The sequence below is a fragment of the Chitinophaga sp. SYP-B3965 genome (assembly GCF_009647655.1).
In the GTDB taxonomy this organism is placed as follows: domain Bacteria; phylum Bacteroidota; class Bacteroidia; order Chitinophagales; family Chitinophagaceae; genus Chitinophaga.
Genome location: NZ_WJFD01000001.1, coordinates 680,616 through 696,061, shown reverse-complemented (window position 1 = coordinate 696,061; position 15,446 = coordinate 680,616). Strand labels below are relative to the sequence as shown.

The window sequence follows — 15,446 nt, the reverse complement described above, 5'->3', positions numbered from 1 at the left end:
AACAAGATGGCAGATCAAAAGCAACAAGGAAAGAATCTTAAAGCGCTGGGTGTAACTATCACAGTGCATGCGTTATTACTCGTAGCGTTGTTCCTGATCGGTTTCTCAGCTCCGCCCCCATTGCCTGATCAGGACATGGGTATGGAAGTGAACCTGGGTACTACTGATGATGGAATGGGAGATGAACAACCCCTCAATCCAAATCCGCCTGCTGCCAGCCAGCCGGTACCATCTGCTCCGCAAAATTCACCCGCACCAGATAAAACAGAAGGTAATACAGAAGAACTGGCCACACAGAATGAAGAAGATGCACCGGAAGTGGCCAAACCTGTTAAACCTGCTCCTAAACCAAAAGAGATTGCCAAAACCTTAGACGTTAAGCCAGAAAAAACGCCTAAGCCAAAGGCTGTGCAACCGCCCGCCCCCACTCCTCCTGCACCTAAACCGGTACCGAAGGCTGTATTCGCCGGCGGCACTTCCAATAGTGCCAACAGTGGTAACGGCGCCAATGGTAGTAATAATTCTACAGGAGAAGGGAATACCGGCCGCCCCGGAGATCGTGGTGTGATAGGCGGAGATCCTAATGCAACAGGTTATACCGGTACACCCGGTGCAGGAAGAGGCGCTTCTAATTTCAACATCAGGGGCAGGAACCTGATGAACCGTCCCGCTGTTAGCTGGGATGGAAATGAAACCGGCTATGTAGCAGTGAATATAAAAGTAGATCGTGAAGGCAATGTGACGAATGCAACCTATACCTTAAAGAATTCAACGATCAACAACCCGCAGGCAATACGGATTGCCATTGATGCCGCTAAGCGATTAAAATATAATGCCAGCGCGGATGCACCGGAAGAACAATTCGGGCCCATCCGTTTTTATTTCAAAGCACAATAAGATAACAAGACCGGACAGAATATTTTGCCCGGTTTCCCGTTATTATTAATCACTCCTACGACGAAGCTATGCTCCAACACCGATACAGTTTGTTACTGCTGATAGTGGGTTTATTGGTTGCGACCTCTCTGCAGGCGCAAACATTCCCCGGTTATCACACCAGTCAATATGCCGGTATTCATGCGGTTCCTTTCAACCCAGCCAGTGCAGCAGGCAGCAGATACCGCTGGGATGTGAACATTGCAGGCCTGAGTGCCAACGGTGGCAATACTTACATGAAATTCAACAAAGCCTCCCTCCTCTCCGGCGATTCCCTGAAAAGGTTTGTGGACTGGTTCCCTGATACGCTCTCCAAAAATCAGCAACATGCCTGGGGCAGTGTAGATATCATGTTACCTTCTGCGCTCTATTCCATCGATGAAACGCAATCCATTGCTTTCACCTGGCGGGTACGTGCATCCTTCAATGGGGGGAACATGCAAACACCTACAGCCAATTTCTTTGCCCTTGGTTTTCCTCCCGCTAATTATTACAACCGAATATTGGCGGATAGCTATGGCGGGGCGTATGGTCATGCATGGAATGAATTTGGCTTCACCTATGCAAAGGTGTTCAGAGACGTTGGCGATCACCGCTGGAAAGGTGGTATTACCTTAAAATATCTTGGCGGGCAGGCAGCAGGATCTGCAGTAGGCAGGGATGGTTCCTTTGTGTATGAGAACAGGAGCAGGATAGATATCAATAGCGGAAAACTGAATTACGCTTACAATGCAGAGATGGATGCCTGGGATGGCAGCTTCGGTTCACTCTATAGTCCTTTTCAAAACCCCGGCATTGGTGCAGACGTGGGTGTGATCTATGAATGGCGGCCTGATTCTGATGGTTTTGGCAGCTATTATGAAGATGATACCTGGAACCCTGATGCAGATACATGGAAAGCACGTATAGGCGTATCTGTTGTAGATATCGGCGGCATCAGTTATAACAGATCACCGTATACTGCAGACCTGGATATGCGGGTGCAGGATTATGATGCTTTCCTGCTGGAAAAAAGAAAAGGTGAAAGCATTTCTCAATACGCCCGGCGCCTGAGGAGTCAATTTGAACACGCGCAAATTGATTCAACTGATAAATTCTTCATGAACCTGCCTACCTCCGTGAACCTCATGGCGGATTACAATATCGATGGCCGTTTCTTTATAAGCGCCAGCGCTACGATCGGTTTACTGAGCGGAAAGAAGGATGATGACAAGACGCATGCACTCACACAATTACTGGTTACGCCCCGTTATGAAACAGAACATTTTGGGGCTTACTTACCCATTTCTGTGAACCAGTACGGCCAGGCGGATGCAGGGCTGGGCTTACGTGCCGGGCCTTTGGTGATCGGTTCTGCCAGCCTCTTTTCAAACCTTGTGCGCAGCAGTATCAATCATGCAGATGTATTCGTAGCTTTGCGTTTAATTCCCATCCACTTTAACAGAGGAAGTTGGGATAAAGGCAACGGAGGCATCTTCCGTAAACGGAGGAATAATCTCGGTTGCCCATCCGTACCATAGCAAGGCACCATGAACTATCAGCAAACCATCGAATACCTGTACAGCCAGTTACCCATGTTCAGTAAAGTGGGGGCTTCGGCATTAAAGAATGACCTGCTCAATATCCGTGAGTTATGCGGTATACTGGAGCATCCTGAAACAAAATTCCCTTCTGTACATATTGCCGGCACCAATGGCAAAGGCTCTACCAGCCATATGCTCAGCGCCATCCTGCAACAGGCAGGATACAAAACAGGCCTGTACACTTCTCCGCACCTGCATGATTTCAGGGAACGCATCCGCATCAATGGTGCTATGATCCCTGAAGAAGTGGTGACGCAATTTGTACAACGCATGCAGCCTGCACTGGATATCATCCAGCCTTCTTTCTTTGAAGTAACGGTGGCCATCGCCTTTGAATATTTTGCAGAAGAAAAAGTAGATATTGCCATTATAGAAACCGGACTGGGTGGCCGTTTGGACAGCACCAACATCATCACCCCTATCCTCTCTGTGATCACCAATATCAGTTATGATCACATGAACATCCTCGGAGACACACTGCCTTTAATTGCATATGAAAAAGCAGGGATCATTAAACCAGATGTACCTGTAGTGATCAGTGAAACACAGGAAGAAGTAAAACATGTGTTTACAGAAACAGCAGACCTCCGCCATGCACCTATCCGCTTTGCAGACCAGGACTGGCAGATCATTCACGATGAACCAGGCGTTGCACTTTTACAGGTCACTGCAAAGGACCTCTTAAGCGGCGCATTATACCCACTGGTATTAGACCTCCCCGGCCGCTACCAGGAAAGGAATATACTGGGTGTGCTCACCGCCATACAAATATTGCAACAAATTGGCTGGAAGATCAGCCCGGAACATATCAGCACCGCTTTATCCAAAGTGAAACAACTCACAGGTCTTGGAGGAAGATGGGAAGTAGTAAAAGAACACCCTTATACGGTATTGGATGTAGGCCACAACGAAGCAGGTATCAGGGCTATCCTGGAACAGCTGGCTTTAGTACAATATAAACGCCTGCACATTGTAATAGGATTTGTAAAAGATAAAGATGTGGCAGCAGCTTTAAAACAATTGCCTGCCCATGCCACTTATTATTTCACCAAAGCACAGATCCCCCGCGCCCTGCCGGAAACGGACCTCCTGCAAATAGCGCACACCACCGGCTTACAGGGCAATGCCTACCCGGATGTTCCCACAGCATATAAAGCTGCGCAGCAACATGCAGCGCCGGATGATATGGTGCTGGTATGCGGTAGTGTATTTATTGTGGGAGAGGTGCCGCTTTAAGTTCCCTGTATTTCTGCAGGCCATAAAAGAGGCAGGACACATGCAGGCTTTGCAGGAACTTGTGATCTCTCAACAACTGCTCTACTTCTGCTATATCCACCAGCAACACTTCGATCTCTTCATTGTGATCTAACTGCTGCTCCTGCACTTTTTTCCCGCCTGTAGCGAGGAACATATGCGTGAGGTTGGTACTGGTAGAAGGATTCGGTGCCACCACTCCCATGTTGTGTATTTCGGAGAAAGCATAACCTGTTTCTTCCAGCAATTCCCGCTTCATTCCTTCTTCCGGCGTAGCATCCGTTGCATCTAATACACCACCGGGTATTTCCAGCAGCACTTTCCCGATAGCATGACGGTATTGCCGGATCAGGATCACTTTGTTATCTTCTGTAATTGCCATTGCATTGGCCCAGTCAGGATACTCCAGCACGTAATAAGGATCAACGATCCTGCCATCTGCCAAAACACACCTGTCCCTTCTTAAGGTTAACCAGGGTTCTTTATGCAGGTATTCTGATGATAATAATTTCCATTCCATATTCTTCAAATTAACTCACTTCCATCCTTCCCGCTCTTTCAGGCGTTCAATATGAGCGAGGTGATGTAAACCATGCCAGGCGTAATTGGCTAAATGTGTTGAAAGATCGTAAGAGGCATTGTTACCGGGATGAAAAAAGGTACGGTCCCAGTCCCTTGCTTCCATATGTTCCAGCACCGCCACCCAGCGTGCATGTAATGCATGCAGCAAAGTGATGGAAACATTGATGGGTGTATGTTGTACATCCGCCAGTTCCGCCCAGGCTTCCTGGTCGTATGGCTTGATGGTAGGATTATCTTCTGTGAGCGCCAGTTTAACCCGGGTAAAGCCGTTCATATGTGAATCTGCTACATGGTGCACCACTTGTGCAACCGTCCAGCCACCAGGCCGGTAAGGGGTTTCCAGCTGATGGGCGTCCAGCGTTTGTACGGCTATTTCCACCAGCGAAGGCAGGTAACGGATATCGTTGATCAGTCTTTTGCGCATCTCTGCATTAACCATGGCTGGCGCTTCAAATGGGCCAATGGGAAAGCGTAAGTCTTCCATATATCAGTTATGAATTTTCACGGAGATCTTTACCTGTCATATGAATGAACACATCTTCCAGGTTCGCCTGCTTCACTTCCTTTTTTCTTTCAAAACCACCTGCCACCAATTGATCGATCAGCGCATCCGGGGTATCCAGTGCAATGACCTTACCACTGTCCACTATAGCACAACGGTCGCACAGGAACTCTGCTTCATCCATATAGTGCGTGGTGATCACTACCGTAGTGCCCTGTGCGCGTACCTGCTGGATCAGCGTCCAGAGATTGCGGCGGGCCTGCGGGTCCAGCCCCGTAGTGGGCTCGTCCAGGAAAATGATCCGGGGTTTGTTGATCAGGGTGGTAGCGATGGAAAAACGTTGCTTCTGGCCACCGGAGAGGGATTTGAACTTAGCGGTGGCTTTATCCTCCAGGTTAAACTCTTTCAGCAAAGCCTTCGGGTCCACTTTTTTATTATAGAGGCCGCCGAACATTTCTATCAGTTCTATGAGGTTCAGGCCGGGGTAATATCCGGCAGTTTGCAGCTGCACGCCGATGATCTTCTTGATCGCTTCCGGATCTTCATCCAGGTTGTACCCGTCCACGATCACCGTTCCCGATGTTTTCTGCCGGAGGGTTTCAATGATCTCCAGGGTGGTGGACTTCCCGGCGCCGTTAGGCCCAAGGAGGCCGAACACCTCATTTTCATACACATCAAAACTGATCCCTTTCACAGCGGTGAAGTCCCCATACTGTTTTACCAGGTCTCTCACCTCAATGATCTTACGTTTTTCCATGCCGCCAATTTACTATAAAAAGCGAAGAGACGCAATTACATGCGTCTCTCCTGCCTGAATAAATAGTTAGTAAGCTGTTATTTTGAAGCCGTTTTATCGGAGGGTTTGCTGATGAAGATCTGTGTGAAGTATACGATATTGCCTTTGCCCTTTGCGGTACCAATGCCAATAAGGTTAAAATCTCCCAACATGTTCTTCCGGTGGCCGGGACTTTTGATCCAGCCATCTACTACAGCCTCTGCGCTTAAATTACCGTAAGCAACATTCTCTGCCGCAGCGCTTACACGCCCCAGTTTTTTAGAAATGCCGTCTATACGTTGTTCAAAGCCATCATGACCAAAGCCGGTGCGGCCGTTGGCCATAGATTTACTGTGCCCGCGGGCTTCCACGCTCAGTGTTTCGCTCAGGGATAAAGGGGCCAGACCTTTCGACTTACGAAATTTGTTCACATAGAACAGGATGTCTTGTTCTTCATCACCGCTGTTCCTTACTGAACCGGAACTGGAGGAAGAAGTATTCCCGGAAACTGATTTGCTGCAGGCGCTTGCCTGTGTGGCAACGATCACGGCAGCAGATAAAATGAGGATCTTAAAAAAATGCTGGTTCAACATAGTTTTCTATAAACGATTAAACAATCTGTAAAATTGTTTGATCCAATATCGCGCCAAAAGTTTTTAACGGATAATAGGCAGCACTTCCTCGATAAGCTTTTTAGACCCTATAAAGATGGGGATCCGCTGGTGCAGCTGCTCCGGCTTGATCTCCAGTAACCGCTGATGCCCGTCTGAAAAGGATAGTCCACCCGCCTTTTCCATCAGGAAAGACATGGGATTACACTCATAACAGAGCCGCAAACGTCCTTGTGCATATTTGCCAAAGGCCGGGTACATAAAAATACCTCCCTGGATCAGCGTTCTATGGATCTCGGAGACCATGCAACCGATGAAACGGTGACGGTACACCTTTTCAGTAGCATCTTTGGCCATGAAATGGTCGATAGCCAGCTGTACTTTTTTCTCATACAGGTGGTAGTATCCTACGTTAATGGAAAAGATATCGCTTTCTTCGGGCACCTTCAGGTTAGGGTGGCTCAGGCAGAATTCGCCTATGCTGGGATCCAGCGTAAAGCCCTGTACACTTCTGCGGGTAGCATATACCAGCATGGTGGAGGAACCGTAAATGATATACCCTGCGGCTATCTGCTGGGTACCTGGCTGCAGGAAGTCATCCAGGTTGCAGGAGCTGCCATTGGGGGTTAAGCGGCGGTAAACGGAAAAGATGGTACCGATGGAAACATTCACGTCTATATTACCGGAACCATCCAGGGGGTCCATTAACACTACGTATTTGGAGTTGCGGGACAGTTCATCGTCGAAGGAAATGAACTCTTCGTTCTCTTCAGAAGCCACACCACAGCAGTATATGCTGGTACGGAGGGAGTTGATCAGTTGGTCATTGGCAAATTCATCCAGTTTCTTTACAGATTCGCCCTGCACATTGGTCCGGCCTGCTTCGCCAAGGATATCAGCGATACCGGCCTTGTTCACCTCAACATTCACACGTTTGGCGGCCAGCCCTATATCCCGCAACAGCCCGGAAAGTTGTCCGGTTGCGCCAGGGTAGTTCCGCAATTCCTGGATGGTAAATTCATCCAGCGTCAGCACTCGTTGGTTCATTTTCATATACGTGTTAGGTTTGGGTGCGCTAAATTAAGCTAAACAGCACGAATATTTAGCAAACTCCCATTTTTCGGGAAACAGATTTTTAAACAATTCTAAAGTTGCCGTACTTTGCCAGACAATTTTTTAACAGAACAGGTTTCTCCTTATGAAGGTTTTCAAATTTGGCGGCGCAAGTTTAGAAACTATTGAGCGCATACAACAGGTTGGCAAGATCCTCCAGGCTTATCCGGAAGATAAACTCCTCATCGTGATCTCAGCAATGGGCAAAACGACCAATGAACTGGAAAATGTAGCGAAGAATTTCTACATGCGTAAACGTGAGATAGCTTCTCAGCTGCTTTACAACATAGAACAATTTCACCTGCAAGTGGCAGAGAGCCTCCTGGGCACCAAAGAGCATCCCCTCTTCATTCAATTGCAGCAGTTCTTCACGGAAGCAGAATGGACGCTGGGGGAAAAACCACTCAGGAGCTACGACTATTACTACGATCAGATAGTGGGTCTCGGCGAATTGCTGAGCACCGCCATCGTGAGCGCCTACTTCAACCAGGTGGGCATCACCAATGTATGGCTGGATGTAAGGGATGTATTCCGTACGGATGATAACTTCCGGGAAGCCAATATAGACTGGGAAGTAACGCAACGGCAGGTGAATGAGAAAGTACTGCCTATCTTCAATGCAGTAGACCTCGTAATAGCACAGGGCTTCATCGGCAGTACAGACCAGAACGAAAGCGTTACCCTTGGCCGGGAAGGCAGTGATTATTCCGCCGCCGTTTTTGCCAACCTCCTGAATGCAGAAAGCCAGACCATCTGGAAGGATGTGGAAGGCCTGAAGAATGCAGATCCCAAACTCTTCCCCAATACCATCAACATCCCGGAGATCGGTTTCAATGAAGTGATCGAAATGGCCTATTACGGCGCACAGGTGATCCACCCGAAAACGATCAAACCACTACAGAACAAACAAATACCACTATACGTTAAATGTTTCCTGGATAAGGACCTGCCAGGTACTGTGATCAAAGGGGATGCGGACGGCCGCAAACTGCCCCCACTCATCATCCTGAAGAAGAACCAGGTACTGATCACCATCACTTCCCGCGCATACGACTTTATCACAGAGGATAAGATCAGTGATATCTACGAGATCTTCCATGATAAGAAAGTGAAGATCAACCTTACGCAGAATGCTGCCATCAGCTTCAGCTGCTGTATCGATAACAACCCTGAGAAGATTGAATTGCTCATCAAAGCATTACATACCGGGTTTAAGATCTCCTATAACGAAGGGCTGGAACTACTTACGGTAAGGCATTTCAAGAATGGCCTGCTGGAAGAGTTAACAAAAGGCCGGAAAATATTGCTGGAGCAACGTTCAGATAAAACTGTTCAGCTGATCATGAAATAACCTTCCGGCAGGGAATACACCAATGCAAGGGGGGAATAGCGCGAACATAATTTTCAACGACTTTAATACTCCTCTTGGGAAATCGCGCCAACTTCCATCGTGTATCCCTTACCGAAAGGTTTGTCAGGTCAAATGGCCGTTCACTGTTTAACGAAAAAGCATTTAAAAGAAGCGCTGCAACCAGGCACCCTTTTGGTGTCATCCACATGCCTGTATCGCAACGCTCCTTTTTATCATAAGCATAATCATAAATGTATCGTATAACACGTTACACTATTCACTTATTCTATGAGAAGTGCTTTCCTACTGCTATGCAGCATTCATGGGGAGATACATGTTATTGATAGGGAGGAAACTACGGTGTTTTATCCAGGATGCGGAGTACCAGTTCTTTATAACTCCTGCCAATGGGAATGGGTTTGCCGTTGATCTCAATATCTGTAGCGGTGAATGCCTCTATCTTATCTTTGGCCACAATGAATGACCGGTGGATCCGCAGGAAATTATTCCTCGCCAGCAGGTCTTCTATCTCACCCAGCTGGAATTTGGTGAGGATGGTCCTACTACGGGTGGTGATGCCGATATATTCCTTCAGGCTTTCTATGTAAAGGATCTCATCCAGGTATACTTTTACTTTCTTCTTGCTCACGTTAAAGAACAGGTAAGCCCTCTCTGCAGGACCCGCTGCGGGTAAATGCACAACAGGCTGCTGTAACGGCTGCTGGCGCACCTTATTCACCGCCATCAGGAAGCGACTGAATTCAATAGGCTTCAACAGGTAATCCACCACATTCAATTCATAACCTTCCAGCGCATATTCCTGGTAGGCCGTGGTAATGATGATCTGGGGCGGGTTTTTCAGCGCTTTAATGAATGCAAGACCTTTGAGCTTGGGCAGGTGAATATCCAGGAATACGAGGTCGATATGCTCTCCCTGCAATACTTCCATGGCATAGATAGCATCCATGCAAACGCCCCTGAGCTGCAGGAAAGGTACCTGCCGGATATAATCACTCAGCACTTCCGCAGCCAGCGGCTCGTCTTCCACGATGATGCAATTAAATTTTTGCATGACTGTCCAGGTTAATGGTAAGCACTACTTTAAAAACAGCAGGTTCATTGAACACCAGCAGCTGATGTTCCTTATACATCAGTTCCAGCTGCCGCCTTACATTCTCCAGCCCTATCTTATCCTTACTCCCCTGCGATTCGTTCTCTTTATTATTTTCAATGATAAATGTAAGCAAACCCTGGTGTAACCGTATATCAATATGTATGTAAGAATCGAAGCGGGTTTCACTCACGCCGTGTTTAAACGCGTTCTCTACAAATGGCAATAATAAGAGGGGCGATACGGGGTATATTTCGTTATCAATATCTTTTTTGAAAATGATGTTAAGGCGGTTGTTATAACGGATCTTCTCCAGCTCCAGGTAGTCATCCATCATCTTCATTTCTTCTGCAAGGGTGATGCGCCCCTTCCCGGATTCATACAACATGAAACGCAGCAATTTGGATAACTTCATAACGATCTCCGGTGTGAGGTCTGATTTCTTCCTGGCCAGCGCGTAGATGTTGTTCAGGGTATTAAAAAGGAAATGCGGATTGGTCTGGTTCCGCAGGTATTTTAATTCTGTTTCCAGCTTTTCTTTCACGAGGTTCTTTTCCCGCTCCTTGGCGGACAGTTGCATCCTGATCAGCTTAAAGGCTACTGCGGTTGCGGTAACGAAACCGATGTCCATCACGCCCAGTAAAATGCGGCTAAGCCTGAATAATGGCGGTGGGCTGCCCGTATTATGGTAGATAACGAAGAAGAGGTAATAATTGAAGACCAGCCGGTACAATACAAGCGTAATGCATAACATAATAGCCGCCTGACATACGATCCATCCCATGTGCCGGGTGCCTTTCAATACCTGGGGGATAGTGGCATATAACACGTAGTAGGTTAGGAGCAATTTGGGTAGGGTGGCAATTACAGCTGCGTGAACAGCCATGAGCAAACGCGTTTTTTCCTCCACACCTACCTGTGCTGAGGCCGTCCAGGTGTATTCCATCAGTGCATCCTGCAAGGTATAAGCTACCCAGAATAATACGTGTAACAGTACTCTCTTCATTGACTCCAAAAATCGTTAAAAAGCGGGTGAATGCAGTTAAAAACCTTTAAAGGGCGGTTTTCTGTGGCCATACAGCAGTTTTTGGGGGGAAGGAGAGTTTGGTTGTGGCATGTTGTGGGTTTGGGATTACCTTGTTGTGATTTGCTGGTGCTGCATTATGCTTTTGCTTTGGTGGATTTTTTTATGCGGGTTACTCTTATTCTGACGGGAGGGTCTGTCGGAGGTTTGGTGGATTTCTTTGCCGGGGGTTTAGGTTTAGCAGACTTTGGTGCAGGAGCTTTGGCCGCCTTTTTTGCTGGTGATTTGGTGGCCTTTTTTGAAGTGGCCTTTTTAGCTTTAGGCTTTACTAAAGCATACGGACGGTTGAAAAGGCTTTGATTCACCTTGAAACGTTCTGATAATTTTCGGATCATTTCTTTGGAGAAACCTCTTCTGTAGTTTAATACATCTGAGATAAGGCTGGGGCTGACAGATAACATCTTAGCCATATCTACAGATTTCATTTTGAAATCCTCCATGAAAGAACGCAACATTACCACCGGATCAGGTTCTTCAAATGTATTATGCTCTTCATCATATCTCTCAATAAGAACGATCAACAGCTCTACAAGATCCCTTTGCGGAGCTGATTGATCTTTAAGAAAAGCAAGTTCTTCCAGTAAATTGCAATACTCATAATACTGCTTCTCTGTTTTAATGACTTTATATTTTAATGGTTCCATATGCATTGTTTAATATTTCCTAATATAATACTGCTTATTTTCATTGCATAACCTGCTATAAGCCGAATGGCTGCCTATCCAACAAATAAAAAGCCCAACCTCACTTATACCGAATAAATAGCGGCAAATCATCCGGTAATTATTTCCTCCAATGTTAAACACTACTCTATCCGTACCATTCCCCAACAGATCGGCTGAATTAAATGCTTTCAGGATATCTGAGGGTGTTTCCCAATTCGCACGTTTAATTCTATAAAGCCACTCAATAAATGGCGCACTACTTCCCGGATAAACGTTTACAAAATCCTCAATCGTTCTTTTTTTAACTAAATGTACTCTCAATGTATCCTATTTTCAAAGTTAACAATAAATACGCAAAATGCGTACTTTTTCCTTTTACATTTTTTTTCGCGAGAGTTAATTAAATAGTGGAGATGGGGGATACAAAACAATATTCTAAAATGAATTTACAGCAATTCTTATTTCATACAAAATAAAAAAGTCCGCATCGTTTTGATGCGGACTTTCTATTACTAAGAAAAACTATTTCGTCTTCACCGGGTCAGCCGGCTTGGGCACTGGTTTGTATGGATTTGTTTTCAACTCTTCCAGTAATACCTGCACACCTCTTTCCAATTGCGGATCATGGCCTGCAATGATATCAGCAGGTGTTTGTTCCACATCAATATCAGCAGACGTTCCTTCGTTCTCAATGATCCAGTTACCTTTTGTATCATAGATCCCGAAACTCGGAGAAGTAACAAATCCACCATCTATCAATGTAGGATATCCGCTTATTCCCACCAGGATCCCCATCGTACGTTTACCGATCAGTTTACCCAGTTGTTTCTGACGGAACATCCAGGGCATCATATCACCACCGGAACCTGCATATTCATTGATCAGCATTGCTTTGGGGCCGTAGATACCATTACCTGGCGTAGTGAAGCTTCTGCCATCCCTAACACCCCAGTAGCTCAATACTTTCCTGTCCAGCAGATCTACTACGTAGTCCGCTACAGAACCACCACCGTTGAAACGTTCATCCAGCAGCAAGGCATGTTTATCTGTCTGCGCAAAATAATAACGGTTGAAGGAAGTATAACCTTCCTGCCCGGTGTTCAGCATATACACATAAGCGATCTTGCCATTGCTCAGCTGATCTACTTTTTTGCGGTTGCCTTCTATCCAGTCTATTTTACGTAATTCAAATTCTTTGTTGGCATCTGTAGGTTCTACAGTAATTTCTCTGGAACCGGCGTCGGAAGGTTTATCATTCACTGTTAATACCACCTGGCGGTTCACCGTGTTTTCCAGCAGGCTGTAGATACTGATATCTGCATCCAGCGGACGGCCATTTACGGCAAGGATGTACTCTCCTTCTTTCACATTCAGGCCCGGAACAGACAGCGGGGCTTTCAGGTCAGGATTCCAGGAGAGTGTGCTGTAGATCTTTTTGATGCGGTATTTATTGTCACTGATCTCAAAATCTGCTCCCAGCATACCGGTGGGTACTGTGGGGCCGTTTGGCATGTCTCCTGCACCTACATAGTTATGCCCTACTACCATCTCACTCATCATTTCATTCAGCAGGTAGTTCAGGTCTGAACGATGGCTTACATAAGGCAAGAGAGCAGCGTAACGTTTTTTGTTGGCTTCCCAATCCACACCATGCATATTCTTCACATAGAAAAAGTCTTTCTCTATCTTATACACTTCATCAAAGATCTGTTTCCATTCTGCTACAGGGTCTACGACCATGCTTACGTTGGACACATCTACTTTCCCTTCTCCGGCATTGGGTTTTCGGTCCGTACCTACAATATTGAATCCGTTATTCACGAACAGCAACATCTTTTTACTATCAGCACTGATGATAAAACCATTGGCTTTTGTAAAGGTTTCGCTCTTGCGTTCTTTCAGATCATAGTAACGTACTTCATCTCCGGAAATGAAGAACAGTTTGTCTTTCACCTGGCCGTTCAGACTTCTGTACTGGCCACTGCCCAGTGGAAGTGCAATGATCCTGTTTTCGATGCCGTCCAGGTCTATTTTAGTACTTGCAGTTGCTGCAGGGGCAGCAGGCTTGGCAGCAGTTTTTGCGGTATCCTTCTTTTCTTCTTTCTTTTCTTCCTTTACCGTTTCTTCATCGCTTTCCGGCGTAAAGATGGTGGGCGTACTTTTAGCCAGGATGGCAGCATAAATATTGCTGGTAACATTACGGTCATATGTTTGCATATGCAGGCCGCTGATGGCCGTACCACTATTGGTGCTGGCAGGGAAGAAAATATATTTCCCATCCGCACTGAAAGTAGGATTACCTGCATCGCTCATACCATCTGTGATGGGTGTGGCTTTATCAGTATCAAGACTGTAGAGGTACACGGCATCATAACCATTGGGGCTTGCCTTCAGGTAAGTGATCCATTTGGAATCAGGAGACCAGGAAGGTGCAAATACATTCGCACCGCCACTTGGGATGGAACCATTGTTATTCGCGTCTATATGTACGATCTTTTTGCTTTGCACATCTATGTAATAGAGATTAAAATGCGCATCACTGTAGAAAAGCTTTTTACTGTCCGGGCTCCAGGTAGGGGCGAAATAATAAACAGTTTTACCCAGTTCAATTTCAACCGGTTTATCCATCGCTTTCTGATCACGCAATATTAATTTGTAGTTGCCGTCTTTATCAGAAACATAAGAGATCCATTTACCATCGGGAGACCAGGCGGGTTCTCTTTCATGTGTGCCGGGTGAATTGGAGATGTTACGTACATCGCCCTTTTCCTTCGGCACAGAGAAGATCTCTCCCCTGCCCTGCACCAGCAGGCGCATACCGGTTGGAGAAATATTTATCCGTTCAAAGTTCTGGATCTTTTCCAGATGGGCACGTTTATAAGGAAGGTCTGTGCGGATACTCACGGCCACATCTGTTACCGCAGCGGTAGCAGCATCCAGCAGGTGGATGGTAGCGCCTTGTTCAAAGGCCAGTGTTTTACCATCTGTGGTGAGGGTCTTTACATCGTCATTCTTATACTTTGTGATCTGTGTTACCTGTTTGGAATCTGTATCATACCGGAAGATATTCATGGTCTGATTACGATCGCTGAGGAAATACACGCTCTTTCCTACCCATACCGGGCGGATGTTATTGGAATTAGCAGCTGGTATTTCTTCTATCTGGTAGCTGGTATTGTTGAAGATCCAGATCTTGGGCATGTATCCACCCCGATACCTTTTAAAAGGACGGTAGGTGGCGCCACCCTCCGTAGGGTCCGGGTTCTTGATATAAGCCGTGAATTTGCCATCCGGGGGAACAGCGCCCTGCGTTGCTTCCGGGATCTTAGCATGTACTGTAGCTAATCCTCCTTTTGTACTCACGGTATATAACTGTGTGGTCCTTGCAGTAGGAGACTCTGCGGAAGAAGCATACAGGATATGCTCATTATCTACCCAGCCTCTCACTACATCACGGAAAGGATGCCAGGTGATGCGGCGGGGATCGCCACCATCTACAGACACTACATATACATCATTATTCCCATCGTAATTACCTGTAAAGGCAATCCATTTGCCATCAGGAGAGAAGTAAGGATCCTGCTTAAACGAGGGATTTACCGTAAGCCTGACCGGGTTGGAGCCGTTACGGTTAGCGATCCAGATATCTCCGGCGTACATAAAAGCAATGTGCTTTTCACTGACTGCCGGGTTCCTCAATAGTTTTGTCTCTGTCTGTGCCTGCGTAGTAATAGGGCCAAAGGCGAGGAAAGCACCGATGGACAGGCGGATCATGTTATGCATCATAAGCGTTGCGGGTATGTTTTGTTGTACTGCAATGGGCAGTGCCTCAAAATATACCAAATTCTCAAGCTAAATGCATTTTGCCTGCCAATAAAT

Annotated in this window: 14 protein-coding genes; 4 read left to right on the top strand and 10 right to left on the bottom strand. The window is 46.5% G+C overall.

The features are described 5' to 3' along the window. Positions 1-6: 6 nt before the first annotated feature. The 3 genes from GFS24_RS02705 to GFS24_RS02695 all read left to right on the top strand — a co-directional run bounded on the left by GFS24_RS02705 (position 7) and on the right by GFS24_RS02695 (position 3,755). Positions 7-897, top strand: coding sequence for a hypothetical protein (locus tag GFS24_RS02705; protein ID WP_153658034.1), 891 nt, complete (start codon positions 7-9; stop codon positions 895-897). A 68-nt stretch (positions 898-965) separates the two neighbouring features. Next, positions 966-2,456 (top strand): DUF5723 family protein, encoded by a 1,491-nt coding sequence (locus GFS24_RS02700; protein WP_153658033.1) that lies wholly within the window; start codon positions 966-968, stop codon positions 2,454-2,456. Positions 2,457-2,465: 9 nt separating this feature from the next. Continuing rightward, the gene (locus GFS24_RS02695; protein WP_153658032.1) at positions 2,466-3,755 is read left to right on the top strand and encodes a folylpolyglutamate synthase/dihydrofolate synthase family protein; all 1,290 of its coding nucleotides are present in this window, start codon (positions 2,466-2,468) and stop codon (positions 3,753-3,755) included. Here the strand turns inward: GFS24_RS02695 and GFS24_RS02690 are convergent. From GFS24_RS02690 to fbp, 5 genes are all read right to left on the bottom strand, one after another. After that, positions 3,730-4,293 (bottom strand): NUDIX hydrolase, encoded by a 564-nt coding sequence (locus GFS24_RS02690; RefSeq protein ID WP_253906382.1) that lies wholly within the window; start codon positions 4,291-4,293, stop codon positions 3,730-3,732. The genes GFS24_RS02695 and GFS24_RS02690 overlap by 26 nt on opposite strands. A gap of 15 nt (positions 4,294-4,308) precedes the next feature. Next, the gene (locus tag GFS24_RS02685; protein ID WP_153658030.1) at positions 4,309-4,839 is read right to left on the bottom strand and encodes a YfiT family bacillithiol transferase; all 531 of its coding nucleotides are present in this window, start codon (positions 4,837-4,839) and stop codon (positions 4,309-4,311) included. Positions 4,840-4,846: 7 nt separating this feature from the next. Next, positions 4,847-5,614, bottom strand: a complete 768-nt coding sequence (locus GFS24_RS02680) for an ABC transporter ATP-binding protein (protein ID WP_153658029.1) — start codon at positions 5,612-5,614, stop codon at positions 4,847-4,849. A 77-nt stretch (positions 5,615-5,691) separates the two neighbouring features. Next, complete coding sequence (locus GFS24_RS02675) at positions 5,692-6,225, bottom strand: CAP domain-containing protein (protein ID WP_153658028.1); 534 nt, start codon at positions 6,223-6,225, stop codon at positions 5,692-5,694. Positions 6,226-6,288: 63 nt separating this feature from the next. Next, positions 6,289-7,296, bottom strand: coding sequence for a class 1 fructose-bisphosphatase (gene fbp, locus GFS24_RS02670; RefSeq protein ID WP_253906381.1), 1,008 nt, complete (start codon positions 7,294-7,296; stop codon positions 6,289-6,291). Between the two features lie 145 nt (positions 7,297-7,441). Between fbp and GFS24_RS02665 the strand changes: the two genes are divergently transcribed. Next, positions 7,442-8,707 carry an aspartate kinase gene (locus tag GFS24_RS02665; RefSeq protein WP_153658027.1) on the top strand — a complete coding sequence of 422 codons (1,266 nt, stop codon included), beginning with the start codon at positions 7,442-7,444 and terminating at the stop codon, positions 8,705-8,707. 355 nt (positions 8,708-9,062) lie between these two features. Here the strand turns inward: GFS24_RS02665 and GFS24_RS02660 are convergent, their stop codons facing one another. The 5 genes from GFS24_RS02660 to GFS24_RS02640 form a co-directional block, all read right to left on the bottom strand. Then, positions 9,063-9,779, bottom strand: a complete 717-nt coding sequence (locus GFS24_RS02660) for a LytTR family DNA-binding domain-containing protein (RefSeq protein ID WP_153658026.1) — start codon at positions 9,777-9,779, stop codon at positions 9,063-9,065. Further along, positions 9,766-10,824, bottom strand: coding sequence for a sensor histidine kinase (locus tag GFS24_RS02655; RefSeq protein WP_153658025.1), 1,059 nt, complete (start codon positions 10,822-10,824; stop codon positions 9,766-9,768). The genes GFS24_RS02660 and GFS24_RS02655 overlap by 14 nt, the downstream gene beginning before the upstream one ends. 155 nt (positions 10,825-10,979) lie before the next feature. Continuing rightward, positions 10,980-11,546, bottom strand: coding sequence for a type II toxin-antitoxin system HigA family antitoxin (locus GFS24_RS02650; RefSeq protein ID WP_153658024.1), 567 nt, complete (start codon positions 11,544-11,546; stop codon positions 10,980-10,982). A 9-nt stretch (positions 11,547-11,555) separates the two neighbouring features. Beyond that, complete coding sequence (locus GFS24_RS02645) at positions 11,556-11,888, bottom strand: type II toxin-antitoxin system HigB family toxin (protein WP_153658023.1); 333 nt, start codon at positions 11,886-11,888, stop codon at positions 11,556-11,558. A gap of 201 nt (positions 11,889-12,089) precedes the next feature. Beyond that, positions 12,090-15,353: a S41 family peptidase gene (locus GFS24_RS02640; protein ID WP_153658022.1), complete on the bottom strand. Its 3,264-nt coding sequence runs from the start codon at positions 15,351-15,353 to the stop codon at positions 12,090-12,092. Positions 15,354-15,446: the final 93 nt, after the last annotated feature.